The sequence below is a fragment of the Halorussus salilacus genome (assembly GCF_024138125.1).
GTDB lineage: Archaea > Halobacteriota > Halobacteria > Halobacteriales > Haladaptataceae > Halorussus > Halorussus salilacus.
On sequence record NZ_CP099993.1, the window covers coordinates 617683 to 638122 of the forward strand.

The following is a 20440-nucleotide window of genomic DNA, read 5'->3' on the forward strand; positions in this document are numbered from 1 at the left end:
TCGGGATAATTAATATGATTGCATCGATGGGCGGCGACTCGGCCCGGGCCGCGACGGGTCGGGGGCAGGGGCCGTCGGGTTAGTAGTCGCCCAGCACGCCGCGACGCCGCGCTTCGCGCTGGATGTGCCGGAACGCGAGATAGCCCGCGAGGAGGTACGCGACCGCGACCCCGACCAACAGCGCGAGGTCGCCCGCCGGAAGCTCCCAGAGACGCGCGCCGCCGCCCATGGCGTCTTGGAGGAGCGCGCTACCGAGCGAGAACGGCGCGACCTTCAGCGCGGGGAACTGGCCGACCGGCGCGGCGATGAGGCCGATGAACACGAACTGAAGGATGCGGAACGCGTTCTCGACGCGCTTGTAGAGGAGCGCGAGACCGCCGAAGACGTAGCCGAGCCCGACGGCGGGCGTGAGTGTCAGCACCGTTATCGGGACCACCGTGAGCAGGTCGAGGGCGAGGTACTCGCCGGTCGTCACCAGCATCAGTCCGAGCAGGATTCCGCTGATCAGCAGGCTGACGAAGACGTTCACCACCGTCTTTATCCCGACGACGGAGGTGATGCCCAGCGGGGACATGTAGAGCTGTTCGAGGGTCCCCCACTGGGCCTCCCGGGTGATGTCGCCCGCTATCGACGAGTAGGCGCTCATTATCAGCATCCAGAGGAAGTAGCCGACGATGATGCCCTCGATGGACGAGTCGATGGCGGTCGGCGCTATCTGTCGCCCGCCGAAGAACAGCAGGACGAAGAAGAGATACCCCGTCAGAATCTGGCTCAGGGTGTTGAAGAGGTACCGGCGCATCAGGATGAGCGACTTGTACAGCGACGCGCGGGCGAACAGGTAAATGTGCGAGGCGCTCACGGCCGACCCTCCACCGGCGGGGTCGTCTCGTCGTCGGTACCCGGAACGGCCTCCTCGTCGACCCGGTTGGTCACTTCGAGGAACACCGATTCGAGGTCGGGTTCGACCGCCGACACCGACAGCAACGTCGCGCCAGCGTCACGGAGCGCGTCGGTCAGGTCGTAGAACCGGTCGGGGTCCCGGAGCGACACCTCGAACACCGTCCGGTCGGCGCGCTCGTCCCACGACCCAGCGTCGAACTCGCGTTCGAGTTCGGACCGGAGCCGACCCGAGACGCGGTCGCCAACCGTAACCTCGTACGCCTGCGTCCGGAACAGGTCGACCAAGTCGTCGACTCGCTCGTCGGTGACTATCTCGCCGTCGTCCATGATGATGACTCGGTCACAGAGGTCCTGAACCACGTCCATGTCGTGGCTGCTGAGTATCACGGTCCGGTTCTCCTGTTCGACGAGCCGTTCGAGTTCGCGTCGGAGGTCGTAGGACGCTTCCACGTCGAGGCCGAGCGTCGGCTCGTCGAGGAACAGGACGGGGGTCTGGCGCGCGAGCGCGCACGCCAGCGCCGTCTTCTGCTTCATCCCGCGCGAGAGGTTCCGGACCACCTCGTCGCGCTTGTCGGCGATGCCGAGGAGTTCGAGGAGCTGTTCGTGTTCCTCGCGGGCCTCCCTCGGGTCGATGCCTTGGAGGCTGGCGAAAAACGAGAGGTTCTCCACCACGGTCAGCCGCCAGTAGACGTTGCGCGCGCCCTCCAGCACCGCGCTGACGTTCTCGTAGGCCTTCCGGTGGTCCTCGTGAACGTCGACGCCGTTCAGCCGAATCTCCCCTCGGTCGGGGATGACGATGCCCAGCGCCGACTTGATGGTCGAAGTCTTGCCCGCGCCGTTCGGCCCGAGCAGTCCCACGACGGTGCCCGACTCGACGGAGAACGAGACGTCGTCGACCGCGACCACCTCGCCGTCCCCGTAGGTCTTCCTGAAGTTCTCGACCGAGAGGACGGGTTCGTCGAGGTTCGGTTCTCCACTACCCATGATAATTCCTCACCAATTCGTATTTTATAAACCCACCGCACTACTGCAACCGCTTCGTGGTCTCCACCAGTGGATGGCGGGCGTAGTCGACCACGTTCACGTCGTCGATGGTCTCTAGCCCCTCTTTGGCGGCTGTCTTCGCCATTCCGAGCTCGACCGATTCGTCGACTTCGATGACGTAGGCGTCCATCTCCTCGATGTCGAGGCGGTCGGCCGCCAGCGCCCGGTGGTGGCCGTCGGCCAGCAGGAGGTTCCCGCCGTCCCGGGCGTCGTGTTCGATGACCACCAGCGGTTCGGCCAGCCCGCGTTCGAGTTCGTAGGTCCGGCCCTCGAGCTCGTCGGCGTACACCTTCCCCTGCGTCGGGGTGAGGTCGTGGAGGGGGACCTCCCGGCGGGTCTGGGTGACCTCGGTGTCGTGGATGGATTCGAGGGTCCGCATCAGCTTGCCGACCTTCTCGGGGGTCGCGCGCTCTATCTGCGAGCGAATCACGTCGGTGTTCGAGATGATACCCACGAGGTTGCCCGCGTCGTCGACCACGGGGAGCTTCTGGATGCCCGACCGGAGGATGACCCGGGCGGCGTCGTCGACCTTCATATCGGGGTGGGCGACGATGAGCTCCTGACTCATCACCTTGAAGATGGGCTCGTTGGGGTCGGCCAACAGCATGTCCCGGGCCGTGACGAACCCCTCGACGCGCCGCCCGTCGCAGACGGGAAAGCCGTTGTGCTCGTCGCTCTCGGCGATGCGACGCGACACCGCTTCGACGGTGTCGTCGGGCGACACCGTCGCCACGTCGCGGGTCATGTAGTCTTTGACCTTCGCGTTCCCGCTGGCGGTTCCGCCGTCGGACACTGCCGCCACGTCCATGCACGCACGGACGGACCCCGTCCCCAAAAGGCTTCGCGGTCGGGCCCGGATTCGTCGGTCGGGGTCAGACTCGTCGAGCGCGAGGCGTCCCGCGCCGACCGGCGGCGGCCGTCAGTCCTCCGGTTCGGCCACCGGCGGGTCGAAGGAGGTCTCGCCGCCGGGCGCGTACTCACTGTCGGCGCTGGGAGCAGACTGGATCGTCTCGAAGAAGCGGTCGGTGACGACGTCGCTGACCACGTCGGCGAGCGACGACTCCTCCTCGGCTTCGACCTCGCCGAGCAGGCCCAGCGAGATTTGCGCGCCCGCCATGTCGGCGTGGCCGCCCGCGCTCCCGATCTGGCCGAACGCCGCCCGAAGGGTCTCGCCGAGGTCGACGTCGGTGCCCCGCGCCCGCGCGGAGACGTACACCGTGCCGTCCCTGAAGCCGTAGACCAGCGTGGTCGTGACCCGGTCCATGTTGAGCAGCTGGTCGGCCGCCTGCGCCAGCGCGTCGCGGTCCGACAGCGACCCCACGCACGAGGCCAGCACGGTGCCCTCGATGCGGCGGTTGCGGATGGCCCGGGCGATGGTCTCGAAGGTGTCGGCGCTGACCGACGGGCTCTCGACTCGCTCCAGCATCGACACGTCGGCGCGGGGCAGGAGGTAGGAGGCCGCCTCGAAGTCGGCGGTCGAGACCTCCCGCGAGAAGTCCTTGGTGTCGACCCGGATGCCGTACAGCAGGCCGGTCGCCACGTCCTCGGTGAGGTCGATACCGAGGCGCTGGAGGTGCTCGGTCAGCAGGGTCGAGGTCGCGCCCACGTCGCTGCGGAGGTCGACGAACGTCGCCTCGACCGGTTCCTTGGGCGGGTGGTGGTCGACGACCACGTCGACAGGGGTGTCGGGGGGCAACTGGTCGTTGACGCCCGGCCGGGAGTGGTCGACGAGCGCGATGCCCGCGAACTCCGAGAGGTCTGCGCCCGCCTCGAAGTTCCGCAGGTCGATGTCGAGGAGGTTGACGAACGCCCGGTTCTCCTGGTGGGAGATGTCGCCGAAGTAGCAGGCCTCGGCCTCGACCCCGACCGCCTCGGCGACCCGCGAGAGCGCCACCGCGCTCGCGATGGCGTCGGGGTCGGGGTTGTCGTGCATGAACACCCCCAGCTTGCCGTCGATCCGCCGGAGGGTCCGGCGGAGGTTCGCGGTCCGGAACGCCGCCTCGCCGGTCGAGACCGACAGGGCCTTCTCGGCGAGCGCCCGCTTGGGGTCGACCACCTTCGACGCGAGTCGGGCCATCGCGTGCCTGTCCTCGTCGCTGGGGTCGTCGCCGACGAACGCGAGGATGTAGGCGTTCGGAAACAGGTCGGCCGCGAGTTCGGTCGCCCGGCGGTTGGCCGACGACTCGCCGCCCGCCACGACCACGACCTCCGGGTCGTCGGCCGCCTCGCCGACCACCTCGGGGTCGGTCGGGTCGGCCCGGCGCGCCGAGACCCCCTCGTCGCGCAGCGCGTCGACCCGATTCTCGCTCTCGTCGACTACCAGCAGGCTCCCGGGCGCGTCGGCTATCGCCTCGATGAGCGCCTGTCCGTCGGTGCCACACCCCAGCACCAGCCGGGAGACCATTCTAGCCCGCGGTTTCGCTTGCTCGGCCTAAAGTCTACCGTCTACGATACGACCCGAGAATCCGGCGGGAAAAATCCGTCTTCGGGCGTCACTTCTCTGCTCGACCGTCCTTCCGAGACCAGAGAAACGGGCGCAGGGATGTCGAAGCTAGCGACTCCCTCCCGGTGAGAGGACCGCACCGCGACCGCGCGCACCACGAAGACCGTGTCGTCTCGCCATTCCGTCCCTCGGTCACGGCGCGCGCTGGCGCGGCCCTGTGCCGCGCCATCGGTCGCGCGAGGGATGAGTGAGCGACTGGAAGGAGCGAGCGAATCGGCTGGGGAGGCGTGTGGTTGCGGTCTCATAGGTATCGGGAGTAGCTAGCGTCACGTCGAGCAATCCCGTCGAATCACGTCGAGCAATTCTCCCGACTCGACCGTTCCAAAAAATCCGCGGAAACCGAGGTCTGCGAACCGGTTCGGCGAGCCTACGCCACGAGCGCCCCGGCGGCGCTCTGGGCGAACTCCCAGACCGGGGCGAACCCGGGCAGGAGCAGGACGGTGGCGACTGCGGCCGCCACGATGGCGGCGTAGAGGCCGACCGGCTTGGACTCGATGTCGAACTCCCGGGTCGGCTCCTCGATCCACATCGCCTTGACGACCCGCGAGTAGTAGTACAGCGACAGCGCGCTGTTGATGGCACCGACCGCCGCGAGCCACCAGAAGCCCGCGCCGACCGCGCCCGCGAACAGGAAGTACTTGCTCAGGAAGCCGCCGAACGGCGGGAGCCCAGCGAGGCTGAACATGAACACGGTCATCGCGACGCACGCGAACGGGGCCTGCTTGGCGAGGCCGTTGTAGTCCTCGAACGTGCGGCCGACCGACCAGTACTCCGCCAGCGCGATGAACAGGAACGCGCCGGTGTTCATGAAGCCGTAGACCAGCAGGTGGGTCATGCTCGCGCCCAGCACGAACTGGTCGTTGCCGCCCGACAGCGCCGCCAGCCCGATGAGGGCGTAGCCAGCGTGGCCGACCGACGAGTACGCGAGCATCCGCTTGACCGTGTCCTGCGTGGCGGCGGCGAAGTTACCGAGCGTCATCGTGACGACGGCGAGAATCTGGACCGCGAGCACCCAGTCGATGCTCGCGAGGTACGCATCCACGGGGAACGCCACGGTGAACACCCGGAACGCCACGGCGAACCCGGCGGCCTTGGAGGCCGACGAGAGGAACGCCGAGATGGGCGCGGGCGCGCCCTCGTAGGCCTCGGGGGCCCAGAAGTGGAACGGGACGCTCGCGGTCTTGAACGCGAACCCGCCCAGTATCATCAGGACGCCGATGCCCAGCACGCCCGTCAGACCCTCGGTTCCGGCCGCGCCAGCGACCTCGGGGAGCAACAGCGAGCCGCTGGCCCCGTAGACGAGGCTGATACCGTACGCGAGGATCGACGACGACAGCGCGCCGATGAGGAAGTACTTGAGTCCCGCCTCGACGCTACCGCGGTTCTTCTTGAGTATCGCGACCAGCGCGTACGACGGCAGGCTGGAGAGTTCGAGGCTGACGAACACCACCGCGAGGCTGTTCGCGGCGGGCATCAGCGTCATCCCGGTCGCCGCCAGCATCACCAGCGCGTAGTACTCGCCCTGATAGGAGTGGTCGCGCATGTAGTCGTAACTGGCGACCGAGACCAGCGCGGTCACGCTCGCGAACACGAACGCGAAGAACAGCGTCATCGTGTCCACCACGAGCGTGTCGGCGTAGAGGCTGATGGGCTCGTCGCCGGTCCCCGCGAGCAGGAACCACACCGCGAACCCGGCCGCGGCGAGCGACCCGAGGACCGAGACGCCCGCGAGCAACGCGCGGTTCTCCGAGTCGGGGTCGATGCTATCGATCAGGAACAACACCAGTGCGGTGGCGACGAGCACCAGCGTCGGTGCCAGCGCCGCCCACGCGGGAAGTTGGTACGCCATTCAGACACCACCTCCGGCTTCGGGAACCAGCGGATTCACGGCGTCCTGAATCATCTCGAAGAAGATGTTCGGGTCGACGCCCAGCAGGATGACCAGCAGGACGAGCACCACGAGGGGTGCCACGTCGTGGAACGCCGCCGGGCCGACCTCGTAGTCGGTCTCGACCTCGAACTCGCCGAACAGCGTGCGCTGCATCGCGAGCAGCAGGTAGCCCGCGACGATGACGATGCCGAACATCGCGGCCGCGGTGAACGCCACCGACCCCTCGAACGCGCCGAACGCGCCGAGGAAGATGAACAGCTCAGCGGCGAACCCGGCCATCAGCGGCAGGCCCATGTAGCCGAACGCGCCCGCGACGAACACCGCCACGGTGATGGGCATCTTGCTCGCCAGCCCGGACATGTCCGAGACCATCCGGGTGTGGGTCGTGTTGTAGATGACGCCGACAGCCATGAACATCAGCCCCGAGATGAGGCCGTGAGCGACCATCTGGAAGGTCGCGCCGCCCAGCCCGTAGACGGTGTAGGCGACGAGACCGAGGATGACGTACCCCATCGACGACACCGAGGAGTACGCCACGATTCGCTTCAAGTCGGTCTGGGCCAGCGCCAGCATCGCGCCGTAGATGACGCTCACCACCGCGAAGATGGCGATGAGCTGGGCGTTCTGCTGGGCCACGTCCGGTAGCATCGTGAAGTTGAACCGGAGCAGGGCGTAGGTGCCCATCTTCAGCAGGACTCCGGCCAGCATGATCGAGACCGGCGTCGGGGCCTCGACGTGGGCGTCCGGCAGCCACGTATGGAACGGGACGACCGGCACCTTGACCGCGAAGCCGACGAACATCGCGACGAACGCCGCGAGCTTCAGCGTCTCCGGGCCGACCGGACCGAGCGAACCGAGTTCGCCCGCGCGCAGCGCCTGCGCGACCGTCGGCATGTCGAAGGTGGTGACCGAGTCGCCGAGCCCGAACACGAGCGCGACGAACCCGATGAACAGCGCGAGGCTCGCGATGTTCGTGTAGACGAACATCTTGATCGCCGCGTACTTGCGGCGCGGCCCGCCCCAGACGCCGATGAGGACGTACATCGGGACCAGCACCATCTCCCAGAAGACGAACCAGACGAAGAAGTCCAGCGCCGTGAAGACGCCGATGAGGCTCGCCTCCAGGAAGAGCATCAGGCCGTAGAACTGGCTCTGGCGCTCCTGAATCGGCGTCCACGACGCCAGCAGGGCCAGCGACGTCAGCACCGTGGTGAGCGCGACCAGCGGCATGCCGATGCCGTCGAGGCCGACGTGCCAGTTGAGGCTGTAGGGTCCGGCCACGACCCACTCGGTGTTCGTCTCGAACGCCAGCGTGCTACCCGACAGCAGGGCGTTTCCGCTGGCCTCGTACGTGCTGTACATCCAGAGGCTCCCGACCAGCGGGAGCAGGCTGAGCGCGAACGCGAGCTTCCCCGCCACCTTGTTCGGCGCGAGGAAGACCGCGGCCGCGCTCGCCAACGTTACCGCGATGAGTGCTTCGATCCACATCTAGAACCAACCTCCCATGAGACCGAGGACGACGAGAAGGACGACGAGGCCCGTCGTCAGCAGGAAGGCGTAGTTGGTCACCACGCCCGACTGGACGCGCTTGATGCGGTCGCCACCGAACAGGCTCACGCTCGACACGCCGTTGACCACGCCGTCGATGACGCCCTGATCGAACTTGTCGGCGACGCGCGCGAGCGGGAGGGTGAGACCCGTCGCGAGCCAGACCTGGAACTCGTCCTGGTAGTAGTTGTTGAACAGCACCGTCTTGGCGCTGCCGAGCTTGTCGGTGTGCTCGACGGGGCTCGGAACGGCGTAGAGCTTCCACGCGAGTCCGGCACCCGCCAGCGCGAGCCCGAGCGAGACGCCCGCGCTCAGCAGTACCGTCGTCACCTCGCCGCCCACGTACGCCGACGAGTAGGGGATGAGGTCGGCGTAGTGGTGGGCGGTCAGCGCCTCGGGCCCGGCGTCGAGCCACTGGTGGAGGAAGTCGATTCCCTCCACGCCGAGGACCTTCTGGACCGGCACCATGTTGACCAGTCCGGCCACCGCGGCCAGAACGCCCAGCACCGCGAGCGGGACCTTGACGTTCCAGCCCACGCCGTGGGGGTTCCGGGCGGTGTCGGTCCGGGGCTCGCCGTGGAAGGTCAGCGCGACCATCCGGAAGGTGTAGAACCCGGTGAAGAACACCGCGAGCAGACCCATCGCGTACGCCCCGAGCAACAGCGGGCTGTCGAGGCCGTGGATGAGCGCCTCGTAGAGCACCTCGTCCTTCGACCAGAAGCCCGAGAACGGGAGGATGCCCGCGAGCGCGAGCGACCCCGAGAGGAACGCGTAGTAGGTCACGGGCATCCGCTCTTTCAGGCCGCCCATGTCCCACATGTTCTCGTTGTGGTGCATCGCGATGATGACCGACCCGGCACCGAGGAACAGAAGCGCCTTGAAGAACGCGTGGGTCATCAGGTGGAAGGTCGCCGCGACGTAGCCGCCAGCGCCCAGCGCGAGCATCATGTACCCGTACTGGGAGATGGTCGAGTACGCCAGCACCTGCTTGATCTCCTTCTTGACGACGCCCATCGTGGCGGCGAACAGCGCGGTGAAGCCGCCGACGAACGCGATGAGCGCAAGCACCTGCGGGAGCAGGGCGTAGAACCCGTACATCCGCGCGACGAGGTAGACGCCCGCCGCGACCATCGTCGCGGCGTGGATGAGCGCCGAGACCGGGGTCGGGCCCTCCATCGCGTCCGGGAGCCAGGTGTGCAGCGGGAACTGGGCCGACTTGCCGACGACGCCGCCGAGCACCAGCAGTCCCAGCACCGAGAACCACGCCTCCGGGCCGAGCCCGAGGAACGTGGTGGCGCTCGCGTCGCCCGCGAGCGCCTGCTCGGCGAGGTGGGGGAACGACTCGCTCCCGGCGAACGCCGTGGTGCCGAAGGTGGCGAACACGCCGACCACGCCGATGAGGAAGAAGTAGTCACCGAACCGGGTGACCAGGAACGCCTTCTTCGCGGCGCTCGGCGGGCCGTCCTCGCGGAACCAGAAGCCGATGAGCAGGAACGAACACAGGCCCACCAGCTCGAAGAACATGAACGCCATCAGCAGGTTGTCGGCGAACACGAACGAGAGCATGCTCGCGGTGAACAGCCCGAGACCGGCGTAGTACCGGGGCAGGCCGGTCTCGCCCTCGTCGTTCATGTAGCCGAGGCTGAAAACGTGGACGAGCAGGGCGATGAGCGAGACGATGACGAGCATCATCGTCGACAGCGGGTCGAGCAGGATACCGAAGTGGAGGTCGAACGCCGCCTCGCCGACCCCGGCGACCCACGTTATCGAGTCGTGGTACATCCCGTCGGACGCGCCCGAGACGGCCACGAACGCCCACACCGAGAGGACGAGCGACCCGGCGGTCGCGAGGATGCCGGGAATCGCGCCGCCCTTCGGGAGCAGTCGCGGGGCGAACGCGCCCACGAGCAGTGCGATCAGGAACGATACGAACGGCAACGCCGCGATGGCCGGTGCCAGTTCGAAGGGGAGTGCTGCCATCGTTTTACCACCTCATGGTTGTCGCTTTCGTCACGTCCACGTCTGCGAAGTTGCGATACAGCACGAGGATGATGCCGATCCCGATGGCCACCTCCGCGGCCGCCAGCGCGAGCGTGAACAGGCTGAACGTCTGTCCAGTCAGGTTGCCGTGGAACCGCGAGAACGCGACGAGATTGATGTTCGCGGCGTTGAGCAACAGCTCGACGCTCATCAGGAACAACAGCGCGTTCTTCCGCGTCAGGATGCCGAACACGCCGATGCAGAACACGGCGGCCGACAGCAGGAGGTAGTACTCGATGGGTACCATCAGTCGTTCACCTCCTCGGCGTCGCGGTCGGTTCCGGCGGGCGTGCCCCCGTCGGTCGCGACTCGCTCCTCGGTCGCGTCTTCGTCGGCCGCGTCCGAGCGCAGCGCCGTCGTGATGACGCCGTCCTCGTCGCGTCGTGCCAGCAACACCGCGCCGTCGAGCGCGGCGTCGAGCACCACCGCGATGACGAGGAACGCGACGAGGAAGCCCTCGCTCGGGATGGCGTCGGGGTGCTGGATGTTGAACATCGCGTAGCCGATGCTTGCCGTGACGCCCGCGTCGCCCGCGAACTCCGCCGCGGGGTCGCCGAACGACGCGCGGACGAACACGACCGCCAGCACTGCGAACAGCGCGACGGCGGCCAGTCCCGGCAGCAAGCTACCTCTGTCTCGGTTGGTCATGCTTCGGTCACCTCCTCTTCAGTCTGTGCCTGGCGCGTCAACATCACCGCGAACGTGATGAGGATGAGAACCCCGCCGACGTAGACGAGGATCTGCATCGCTGCGAGGAACTCCGCCTGCAGCATCACGTAGTGGACGGCGACGGAGAGCAGCGCGACACCCAACAGCAACGCGGAGTGCCACACGTCCCGCACCAGGACGACGCCCAGACTGCTCGCTATCGTGACGAGAGCGAACAGGCCGAACGCGAGCGTCTCGTATACCATTTCAGTCACCTTGGATTTCTCAGAATCGCCCTTTTAAGGTTTCGAGATGGGCGTCTCGTTATTGGTAGTCTACCTCGCCTTCTCCCTCGCCGATCCACGCACCCCGGTCGGGTTCGCGGGATTCGAGGGGGTCGATGTCCTTGTACCAGGGGACGTTCTTCAACTGCTCTTTGTTGTACACCAGATCGTCCTTGGTGTCGCCCGTGAACTCGAAGTTCTGGGTGAGCAGGATGGCGTCCACCGGGCAGACCTCCTCGCACAGCCGACAGTAGACGCACTGGCCGATGTGGAGGTTGTACTGCTCGCCGTTGCGCTGGTCGTCCTGAACGATCTGGATGGTGTCGTTCGGACAGACGTTCTCGCACTGGCGACACCAGATGCAGCGCTCCTGGCTGAACTTGTGGACGCCGCGGAACCGCGGGCTCACTTCGGGTGCCACGTCGGGGTACTCGACCGTGAACGTGGACCCGTCCAGTGCGTGCTTCAGCGTGGTTGCCATTGACTTGAGGACTCCGATCATTAGAGCATCACCCCGACGATGATGGCCGTGAGGATGAGATTGGCGAACGAAAGGACGAGCATGCCCTTCCAGCCGATCTCGATCAGCTGGTCGATCCGGACGCGCGGCACGGCCGACCGCGCCCACTGGGTGAACAGGAAGACCGCCCAGATCTTGATGATGAACCAGACGAACCCTGGCAGTACCGGACCGGCCGGTCCGCCGAGGAACACGGTGGCGACGATGGCACCGCCGAGGAAGATGTGGATGAACTCGCCCATGTAGAACAGGACGAAGTAGATGCTGGAGTACTCGGTCATGTACCCGGCGACGATCTCGGTCGGTGCTTCGGGGATGTCGAACGGGTTCCGCCCGACCTCCGCGAGGTTCGCGACCATGAACAGCACGAACGCGAACGGGTTCACGAAGGCGTACCACGACGGAATCGTTAGGCCGCCGAGGCTCACCAGCGGTTCGGCCTGCTGGGCGACGATTTCGCTCATCTGGAGCGTGCCCGCGAAGATGACGACCGACGCCGCGGTCACGATGAGCGGAATCTCGTACGCGATGTTCTGCGCGATGGCGCGCAGACCGCCCATCAGCGAGTACTTGTTGCTCGAGGCGTACCCGGCCATCGCGAGCGCGAGGGTGGCGATGGAGGCCACCGCGAACACGAACGCGAGTCCGGTCTCGGGGTCGGCGATCTGGAGGTTGATTCCGAAGATCGACCCCATCGGGATGACCGCGAACCCGAGCAGCGCCGAGAGCGCGAGGATGATCGGCGCGAGGTCGTACGCCGGACGGTCGACCCCGTCCGGGATGATGAGCTCCTTCGCCATGAGCTGGACCGCCGAGGCGGGGATGATGAGCAGGCCCGCCGGTCCCACGCGGTTGACGGCGATGCGGTCGGTGAACGCCGCGGTTATCTTGCGTTTGGCCCACGGACCGGCGACGCCAGCCTGCGCGAGCATGATGTTCGCGACGACGAACGCCGCGAGGAAGCCCGCGATGGCCTCCTGCCAGATGGCCATCTCGGAGCCGAACAGCAGGCGGCCGATGGTCTCGGGGAGCAGGGGGTCGGATTGGCCCTGCAGGGGGACGAACGTCATCGGTCCACCTCCCCGAGAATCACGTCGAGGCTACCCAACGTCGCCACGAGGTCGGGCACGTACTCGCCCTTGCTCATCGCATTCAGCGCCGAGAGGTTACAGAAGCACGGGCTCCGAATCTTGAACCGGCCGGGCTTGTCGGTGCCGTCCGACCGGATGTAGATGCCGAGTTCGCCCTTCGCGCCCTCGACGGCCCGATAGACCTCGGTGTCGGGGTCGGGCTTGAGGGTCCGGGGGACGTTGGCCTGAATCGTCTGCTCCTCTTCGGGCCACTCTTCGAGCAGGTCGACACACTGGCTGATGATCTTGGCCGACTCCTCGACCTCCTGCATCCGGACGAGGAATCGCGCGTAGTTGTCACAGCCGTCCTCGGTCACGACGTTCCAGTCGAGTTCGTCGTAGTAGCCGTAGGGGTCGTCCCTGCGCAGGTCGTAGTCGACGCCCGACCCGCGGGCGACCGGACCAGTACAGCCGAACTGCTTGGCGTCCTCGGGGTCGAGGATGCCGGTCCCGATGGTCCGGGTCTGGAATATCTCGTTGCCCGTGATGAGGTCGTGGTACTCTTCGAGGGTCTCGGGCAGGTCGTCGATGAAGTCCCGAATCTTCCCGAAGAACTCCTCGCGGGGTTCCGGGATGTCCCAGACGACCCCGCCGAGTCGGAAGTAGTTGAACATCATCCGCTGGCCCGTGAGGTCTTCGAGGATGTTCTGGACCTTCTCGCGGTCGCGCATCGCGTACATGAAGATGGCGGTGAAGTCGCCGTAGATGTCGAGCGCGAACGTCCCGACCGCCAGCATGTGGGCCGCGATGCGACACAGCTCGGCGCTCATCGTCCGGAGGACCTGCGCGTACTCGGGGACCTCGATGTCGTTGAGGTCCTCCGCCACGCGCGCGTACGCCCACTCGTTGAGCAGTCCCGCCGACGCGTAGTCCCACCGGTCGGGGTACGGCATGATCTGGTGGCGGTAGGTGCCCTGCTCGCACATCTGCTCCTCACAGCGGTGGAGGTAACCGATGTCGGGTTCGACGTCGGCGACCTGCTCGCCGTCGAGGACGGTCTTGAGGTGGAGCACGCCGTGGGTCGCTGGGTGGTGGGGACCGATGTTGATGAACATCGTGTCCGATTCGGCGTCCGACCGCCGGTCGTCCTGCAGGGGGTTCTTGTGCTCCTCGAACGAGACGATCTGGGGCTTGTCCTGGTCGTAGTCCGAGCTCAGGGGGTGGCCCTGCCACGTCTCGGGCAGGAGGATGCGCCGCAGGTCCGGGTGGCCGTCGTACTCGACGCCCACGAGGTCGTAGGCCTCCCGCTCGTGCCAGTTGGCCGTCTTGTACACCGACGCGGCCGACTCGCTCACCGGGTTCTCCGGGTCGGTGGGGACGACCACGCTGACCTCCTGAGTCCGGTCGGCGTACTTCGTCAGGTGGTAGATGGTCTCGTAGCGGTCCTCGTAGTCCTGCGCGGTGACCATCGAGAGGTGGTCGAACCCGGCCTCCTCGCGGAGGAGTTCGAGCGACTCCGCCACGTCGTCGGGCCGGACCACGAAGCCCTCGGCGTTGAGGTGGCTCTCGCGGCGAATCACGCGGTCGCCGAGCAGGGCGTCGAGCGCGTCGTAATCGACGCCCTCGGTGTCGGGAGTACGTACTTCCTGCGAACTCATGGCGAGTCAGCCCAGTTGTAGCGCATGACGAGGTCCTCCTCGTCGATCTCCTTCGCGAGCTTCTCGACCAGCTCGTCCTGTTCGAGGTCGCCGAACTGCTCCAGTTCGTACGGCTTGACGGTCACGGGACTGCTCTCGCCGTTGGCGATCCGCTCCTGGAGCTTGACGACGCCGTAGATGAGGGCCTCGGGGCGGGGCGGGCAACCGGGGACGTGGATGTCCACCGGGATGACCTCCTCGGCACCCTTGATGACGTTGTAGCCCTCCTGGAACGGGCCGCCGGAGATGGCACACGACCCCATGTTCACGACGAACTTGGGCTCGGGCATCTGGTCGTACACCCGCTTCATCCGCGGGGCGAACTTCGTGACGATGGTGCCGGGCACGATCATCACGTCGGCCTGCCGGGGGGAGGCCCGCGGCACGCCCGACCCGAAGCGGTCGAGGTCGTGTTTGACCGCGTAGGTGTGCATCATCTCGATGCTACAGCACGCGATACCGAACTGTAGCATGAACATCGACGACCCCCGCACCCAGTTCATGAACTTGTCGAACTTCGTGAGGATGAACGGCGAGGAGCCGAACGCCTCCCGTAGCTTCGAGTTGAACCGGTTGTCGACGCCCGGGCCCATCCGGGCCTCTCGGGTCTTGCTCTGGGGTTCTGTACTCCCGCTGATCGCGTCTCGTGGTTCGTTGCTCATTGTCTATCGACGCTCCGTTGGGATTCGGTCGGGTTCTTGACCCACTCGACGGCACCCTGTCGCCACGCCCAACCGAGACCGACGACGAGGATGCCGATGAACGCCAGCATCGGATACAGTGCGCCTGCGAGTCCGACGCCTTCCATCGAGACCGCCTCCCGGTAGATGACCGTCCAGGGGAAGATGAGGACCGTCTCGATGTCGAACACGACGAACAGTAGCGCGACCATGTAGTACTGGATGTTAAAGCGGATGCGCGTCCCGCCCGTCGGAACCTCACCGCTCTCGTACACGGTGGTTTTCCCTTTTTCGGGCACGCTCGGCCGGAGCAGGCTGGATACCGTCATCATCCCGAGCGGTATCAACAGCCCCACCAGCGCCAGCGCGCCAATAGCTATCCACGGATTCATTCTCCTACCACGCGGAGGTTATGACCGCACCCCTATAAGCGTTGATTCTTGTGATTCGCATGGATTCGGCCGCCTCACGCGCCTTTCGAGGGGTTGACGGTTACTGTCGAGAAACGGGAGGTTTCGAGGAGGAAGTGGCGGGACGCGAGCGGTCAGCCCCGCCGTCCCGCGAATCTCGATGCGGGATAACCGATAGTATGCCGACTCACCCCGATTCGGGGTCGTCCGCCGAGCGGACCCGTCCGATTAAGGTCGTCGTTACTCGCCGCCCTCGCGGAACCCGGGGGTCCCCTTCTCGTGGAGTCGCCGGGACACATCTTCATTAGTCACCCCGATCTTGGTCATTTACGCGACAAGAAATATTATCGAGGTTTTGAATTGGCGCCGAGGAAAACCGAACAGCCTCCGCTTCGGTTGGCATGCAAAGTGCGTACAAACTTTCTGAATCAATCCGCGAGAGGGCTATTTAATAACTGAGTTTTCATTATTTATGCTAAATAAATTAATAACACTTATTTTTACTATTCACAGATTCGTGATTGCAATGGTGAAATCAAACCGTAGAAAGCTACTAAAGGCAGTAAGTACGGGAGTAGCGGCCAGTTCGGGGTTCGGACTCGGATCGACCAGTGTTGCCGGTTCTGAGGGCGATGGACCAGACCTTACGGAACTCGACGGTGAGCGGAAGAACCAACTCAGAGCGAAGGCAGTGAAGTCCCCCGAATTCAAGACGCTGAAACGTTATGTGAAGAAAACCTACGATGTTCGGCCGAGCATCTCGGATGCCAGCGCGTATAAGGTAGAAAACGGGAATGAGACACGGTACGGCGTTGAGATACCGCTTCCCGGTATCAAAGACTCCATTCACTCCGCGATAGCCGTGTTCGTTCGCGAGGGTGCAGTGATAGGAGCGTCTGGGAGTACGGCGAAAGTTGATGGCGAACAAGTAGTCCGATATACGCGGTTCAAAGCTGAGGACGGAGCAGTAACCGCCGAAAGTATCTCGCTAGCCACGGAAGAAGATAGGAGGACTATTCTCAAGGACTATGGACCGTCAGGCCCACATCTCGCCGGTCAATGTAGCGACTGCGAATGGGCCATCAGTCGCCTCTGTGGCTGGGGTTGTGGCATTTCGGCGGCCACCTTCTGTGGATTGATAGGTGTCGCCTATCCCATCGCTGGCATCGGATGCGGTTCGCTATTTGCGCTGTACTGCTACGAACTCGACGCCTCCGGATCGTGTTACTACAAGGGGAGCGCGAAAGCGGATTGCGAATTTATGGGCTACTGCTGAACTCGACCCCACCCGTAATCTACCCGTAATTTTCAATGTTAAGCGTAAATGAAAGCTGGCATGGGATTGAGAGTGGGTAAGTCGAAGCGGAATCTCGTCTTGCTAGGTCAGTTCGTCGGCGTTGCCGCGTTGATCTGGGTGTTATACGGGTCCCTCGTCGAGAGTGTAATCGCCGGAGTGGTGACGGTCGCCCTCATGTACGCGCTATTCTTTAGAAGCTCGTAAACCGCCAGTCCGGAGTTACGGTTATTCCTCTCGGAATCCCGGCGTCCCCTTCTCGTGGAGGTCCCGCGAGACCTCCGCGACGCCCTCCTGCAGGTCGTCGTGGTACTCGACCAGTCGCTCGCGGAGGTCGTCGTGCTGGCGGGCGAGCATCTGGACCGCCGACAGCGCGGCGTTGAACGACTTGCCAGCGTCCACCGCGACGATGGGCGCACCGGTCGGCATCCCCACGACGGAGGGCAGGGACTTCTCCTGGACCGGCACCCCGACGACCGGCAGGGGGTACGCCAGCGAGGCGGTCATGTTCGGCAGGTCGGCCGACTTGCCGCCCGCACCCGCGATTATCACGTCGAGCCCGCGCTCCTCGGCGGTCTCGGCGTAGGCGTACATGAGTTCGGGGGTGCGGTGGGCCGACACCACGTACGTCTCGAAGGTGAATCGGGCCTCGGGCGGGTCGTCGTAGTCGGTCACCTCCTCGAAGCCCAGTTCAGTCAGCGCGTCGTAGGCCCCGGGTCGGCCGTCCTCGGACCCGGCCATCACGTCGAGGTCCGAGTCGCTCCCCATCACGATGCCGATTTCGGGTGTGTCCTCGGGGTCCCTGTCGCGCTCTGCCTCGGCTCGCAGGTCGTCGATGAGTCTCTGGAGTTCGGTCATTCGAAGGTCACCTCCTCGCGCAGTCGGCGGGCGGTCGCCAGCAGTTCGTCGGTCGATTCGTCGTTTCGACCCACCAGCGTCATGTGGCCCATCTTCCGGAGTGGTCGGACCTCGCGCTTGCCGTACCAGTGGTAGCTCGCGCCGGGGTGAGCGAGGACGGACTCGACGCCCGCGGGATTCGCGGGCCGGGGCTCGGCCACGTCACCCAGCACGTTCGCCATCACCACGGGACTCCGGAGGTCGGTCGCGCCGAGCGGTCGTCCGGTCACGGCGCGGGCGTGCTGTTCGAACTGCGAGGTCAGCGCGCCCTCGATGGTGTAGTGGCCCGAGTTGTGGGGCCGGGGCGCGATCTCGTTCACCAGAATTTCGCCGCCAGCGGTTTCGAAGAGTTCGATGCCGTACACGCCCCGGCCCGAGAGCAGGTCAAGTACGTCCTCGGCGACCTCGCGGGCGCGCTCGGCCACGTCCTCGTCGGTCCGGGCCGGGACCACCGTCTCGCGGAGTATCTCCTCGCGGTGGACGTTCTCGCCCAGCGGGAAGGTCCGGGTCTCCTCGTCGCCCTTTACCCCGATTATCGACACCTCGCGCTCGAAGTCCACGAACCGCTCGGCCATCGCGGGACCGTCGAGTTCGTCGAGCGCGTCGAGGTCCTCGGCTCCCCGGACCGGGACGTTGCCCCGGCCGTCGTAGCCGCCCTCGCGGGCCTTCAGCATCACGTCGCCGAACTCGTCGAGCGCGGCTTCGAGGTCCGAGCGGTCGTCCACCCGCCGGAACTCCGGCACCGGGATTCCGGCCTCGCCGAGCGCCTCCTTCTGGACCAGCTTGTCCTGAATCGTCCGGAGGGTCTCGGGGTCGGGGTGGACGGGCACGTCGTACTCCTCGCCGACGCGTTCGAGGGTGTCGGGGTCGGCCAACTCTATCTCGTACGTGAGGTAGTTCGCGCGCGAGGCGAGTTCCCGCACGCCGTCCTCGTCGCCGAAGTCGCCGACTATCTGGTCGCGGGCGACCGTCGAGGCCGGACACTCCGGGGTGGGGTCGAGCACGACCACCTCGATTCCGAGCGGTGCGGCCGCTTCCGCGAGCATCCGGCCGAGTTGCCCGCCGCCGACGACTCCGAGGGTCTCTGCGTCGCTCATCTACCCCGATGTTGTGGACACGACTGCATAAGATTTGCCAAATAGGGGCTTCAATATGCACGAACGTGAGGTATTAGTCGCGCTCGTCCGAGGCTACTCGTCGTCCCCGTCCGGGTCGGCCCCGTCGGCGCGCTCGACGTACTCCTCGTCGACGAAGAACACGGTCTCGCTGCCGTGGACGGTGAGTTCGTGCTCGAACGCCCGGTAGCCGTCGAGTCGGGACTCGACGCCAGCGCGGTCGTCGGCGCGGGCGACGACGACCGGCGCGGCGGTCGACTCGACGTCGGCGAGGTCGTTCGTGCTGTCGACCTCCGCGCCGTACAGTTCGGTGTACCACGGGACGGGGAGCCGGTCGTACCAGTTGCCCTCCGCGGCCCAGTCGTCGTTCTCGGTCTCGTCGGCGACGTAGAAATCCGAGCCGTACCACAGCACGTCGGTGCCGTCGTTCCGGTCGATGGCGTACTCGACAGTCTCCAGCGTCGGCCGGAGGCCGTCTGCGGGCTGGCCGAACTGGACCAGCATGTTCTCCTCGGTTCCGGCCTCGTCGAGATACTGGTCCTGCGGGTGGGCGAACGAGGTGTCGGCCGCGGTCACCGCGACCTGCCCGGCGACGAGCAACACGACCATAGCGGCCAGCACCGCGCTCACGCCGTCCTCGTCGTCGATGGCGTCGAGCCCCCACCGGACGAAGATGGCGAGGCCGACCGCCGCGGGAATCGCCAGCGGAACGACGGCGTGGACGGTCGCCCACGGCGCCTGGATGTCGGTGGCGATGGGATAGCCGAAGATGCTGACGAACCCGCCGTAGAACGCGAACGACACGAGGTCGCGGGGTCGGTCGCCCCGGTAGCGGTCGGCGACGAAGCCGACGCCCGCGAGCAGGGTCAGCGGCGCGGCCCCCTGCCAGAGCGTCTCGACGTAGTGGACGAGGAAGGGGATGTAGGCGTGGTCCTGGTGGCTGCCCGCCCACGTACTCGCGAACTCCTCCCACGCGCCGACCGTCCCGGCTTCGAGGACCGCGGGGAACATCGCGGGATTCGAGAACGCCTTCCAGAGCCCAGGGCCCGAGACCCCGCGGGCCCGGGGCGCGTAGAAGAAGACGACGACGGCGAGGAAGACGAAGAGGGCGGCCAGCAGGTGGGGCGACCAGTGCCGGAACGCGGTCCACCCCGACCGGACGTACCCGCGGGCGAGCGCAAGGCGCTCGCCCGCGTCGGCCCGGAGCGTGAACCGGTGGTCGAGCAGGAGGACCGCCGCGCCGACCCACGTCAGGACGTATATCAGCACGTTCTCCTTGGTGGTGAACGCCAGCGCGAGCGCGAACGTCCCGGCGTAGAGGTGGCGCGCCCTCCCGGTGTCGAACAGTCGGACGTAGAATCCCAGCGCGAAGATCATCAGCGCCGCCAACAGCGCGTCGTTGCGCATGAACCGCGAGTAGTACAACAGCACGGGGTTGAATGCGAAAAAGAGCGCGAGCGCGACCATCTCCGTCCGGTCCAATCGCTCGCGGAACAGCCACGCCGACAGCGGGAGCAGGCCGGTCACGACCGCGACCGGGAGGCGCGCGACGAAGTCGCTCGGCCCGACCAGCCCGAACAGGAACTTATCGACGTGATAGAGGAAGGGCCCGTGGATGATGGCGTGGTACTCCCAGACGCCGGTCTCGGCGTACCGGAGTATCCAGTAGCCGACCCGGCCCTCGTCCCAGTGGAACACCCGCGACCCGAGCCCGAACAGTCGAACCGAAAGCGCCAGCGCGGTCACCCCGACGAGCGCGACGGCCGTCCTCGTCCGAACCCCGAACGCGGTCTCGGAGGAGGCAAGCCGCTCGCGAACGCTCGCGGGCGTCTCGTCTGCACTCATCGTCTGCGGAAAGCATCCCGGGGGATACAAATTTTCCGGAGAGCGGTAGTTCTT

Annotated in this window: 19 protein-coding genes; 1 reads left to right on the forward strand and 18 read right to left on the reverse strand. The window is 66.0% G+C overall.

The window, feature by feature from the left end:
- Positions 1–79 precede the first annotated feature (79 nt).
- The 15 genes from NGM10_RS03190 to NGM10_RS03260 all read right to left on the reverse strand — a co-directional run bounded on the left by NGM10_RS03190 (position 80) and on the right by NGM10_RS03260 (position 15217).
- Positions 80–859: an ABC transporter permease gene (locus tag NGM10_RS03190; RefSeq protein WP_253481742.1), complete on the reverse strand. Its 780-nt coding sequence runs from the start codon at positions 857–859 to the stop codon at positions 80–82.
- The gene (locus NGM10_RS03195) at positions 856–1884 is read right to left on the reverse strand and encodes an ABC transporter ATP-binding protein (protein ID WP_253481745.1); all 1029 of its coding nucleotides are present in this window, start codon (positions 1882–1884) and stop codon (positions 856–858) included. Before NGM10_RS03195 ends, NGM10_RS03190 begins: the two co-directional genes overlap by 4 nt.
- 40 nt (positions 1885–1924) lie before the next feature.
- Positions 1925–2752, reverse strand: a complete 828-nt coding sequence (locus NGM10_RS03200) for a CBS domain-containing ParB/RepB/Spo0J family partition protein (RefSeq protein WP_253481748.1) — start codon at positions 2750–2752, stop codon at positions 1925–1927.
- 111 nt (positions 2753–2863) lie between these two features.
- Entirely contained in the window at positions 2864–4348 is a 1485-nt protein-coding gene (locus NGM10_RS03205; RefSeq protein WP_253481751.1) for a DHH family phosphoesterase, read from the reverse strand.
- 466 nt (positions 4349–4814) lie between these two features.
- Positions 4815–6296, reverse strand: a complete 1482-nt coding sequence (locus NGM10_RS03210) for an NADH-quinone oxidoreductase subunit N (protein WP_253481753.1) — start codon at positions 6294–6296, stop codon at positions 4815–4817.
- Positions 6297–7826 carry a complex I subunit 4 family protein gene (locus tag NGM10_RS03215; protein WP_253481756.1) on the reverse strand — a complete coding sequence of 510 codons (1530 nt, stop codon included), beginning with the start codon at positions 7824–7826 and terminating at the stop codon, positions 6297–6299. It lies immediately after the preceding gene.
- Entirely contained in the window at positions 7827–9866 is a 2040-nt protein-coding gene (gene nuoL / locus NGM10_RS03220; protein ID WP_253481759.1) for an NADH-quinone oxidoreductase subunit L, read from the reverse strand.
- Positions 9867–9870: 4 nt separating this feature from the next.
- A complete protein-coding gene (gene nuoK, locus NGM10_RS03225; RefSeq protein WP_132057608.1) occupies positions 9871–10173 on the reverse strand; it encodes an NADH-quinone oxidoreductase subunit NuoK in 303 nt (100 codons plus the stop codon).
- Positions 10173–10574: an NADH-quinone oxidoreductase subunit J gene (locus NGM10_RS03230; RefSeq protein WP_253481762.1), complete on the reverse strand. Its 402-nt coding sequence runs from the start codon at positions 10572–10574 to the stop codon at positions 10173–10175. The genes nuoK and NGM10_RS03230 overlap by 1 nt, the downstream gene beginning before the upstream one ends.
- Entirely contained in the window at positions 10571–10840 is a 270-nt protein-coding gene (locus NGM10_RS03235) for an NADH-quinone oxidoreductase subunit J (RefSeq protein ID WP_253483745.1), read from the reverse strand. Before NGM10_RS03235 ends, NGM10_RS03230 begins: the two co-directional genes overlap by 4 nt.
- 58 nt (positions 10841–10898) lie before the next feature.
- Entirely contained in the window at positions 10899–11360 is a 462-nt protein-coding gene (locus NGM10_RS03240) for a NuoI/complex I 23 kDa subunit family protein (RefSeq protein ID WP_253481766.1), read from the reverse strand.
- The gene (locus NGM10_RS03245) at positions 11360–12448 is read right to left on the reverse strand and encodes a complex I subunit 1/NuoH family protein (RefSeq protein ID WP_253481768.1); all 1089 of its coding nucleotides are present in this window, start codon (positions 12446–12448) and stop codon (positions 11360–11362) included. The genes NGM10_RS03240 and NGM10_RS03245 overlap by 1 nt, the downstream gene beginning before the upstream one ends.
- Positions 12445–14106 carry an NADH-quinone oxidoreductase subunit D-related protein gene (locus NGM10_RS03250; protein WP_253481770.1) on the reverse strand — a complete coding sequence of 554 codons (1662 nt, stop codon included), beginning with the start codon at positions 14104–14106 and terminating at the stop codon, positions 12445–12447. Before NGM10_RS03250 ends, NGM10_RS03245 begins: the two co-directional genes overlap by 4 nt.
- Positions 14103–14807 (reverse strand): NADH-quinone oxidoreductase subunit B, encoded by a 705-nt coding sequence (locus NGM10_RS03255; protein ID WP_253481772.1) that lies wholly within the window; start codon positions 14805–14807, stop codon positions 14103–14105. The genes NGM10_RS03250 and NGM10_RS03255 overlap by 4 nt, the downstream gene beginning before the upstream one ends.
- Positions 14804–15217 (reverse strand): NADH-quinone oxidoreductase subunit A, encoded by a 414-nt coding sequence (locus NGM10_RS03260; RefSeq protein ID WP_253481774.1) that lies wholly within the window; start codon positions 15215–15217, stop codon positions 14804–14806. Before NGM10_RS03260 ends, NGM10_RS03255 begins: the two co-directional genes overlap by 4 nt.
- Positions 15218–15761: 544 nt before the next feature.
- On the opposite strand from NGM10_RS03260, the gene NGM10_RS03265 reads away from it, so the two are divergent.
- Positions 15762–16511 (forward strand): hypothetical protein, encoded by a 750-nt coding sequence (locus NGM10_RS03265; protein WP_253481776.1) that lies wholly within the window; start codon positions 15762–15764, stop codon positions 16509–16511.
- A 246-nt stretch (positions 16512–16757) separates the two neighbouring features.
- Here NGM10_RS03265 and purE read toward each other — a convergent pair whose 3' ends face one another.
- The 3 genes from purE to NGM10_RS03280 all read right to left on the reverse strand — a co-directional run bounded on the left by purE (position 16758) and on the right by NGM10_RS03280 (position 20386).
- Positions 16758–17387, reverse strand: a complete 630-nt coding sequence (gene purE / locus NGM10_RS03270; protein WP_253481778.1) for a 5-(carboxyamino)imidazole ribonucleotide mutase — start codon at positions 17385–17387, stop codon at positions 16758–16760.
- A complete protein-coding gene (locus NGM10_RS03275) occupies positions 17384–18523 on the reverse strand; it encodes a 5-(carboxyamino)imidazole ribonucleotide synthase (RefSeq protein WP_253481780.1) in 1140 nt (379 codons plus the stop codon). Before NGM10_RS03275 ends, purE begins: the two co-directional genes overlap by 4 nt.
- Before the next feature lie 93 nt (positions 18524–18616).
- The gene (locus NGM10_RS03280) at positions 18617–20386 is read right to left on the reverse strand and encodes a flippase activity-associated protein Agl23 (protein ID WP_253481782.1); all 1770 of its coding nucleotides are present in this window, start codon (positions 20384–20386) and stop codon (positions 18617–18619) included.
- Positions 20387–20440 lie beyond the last annotated feature (54 nt).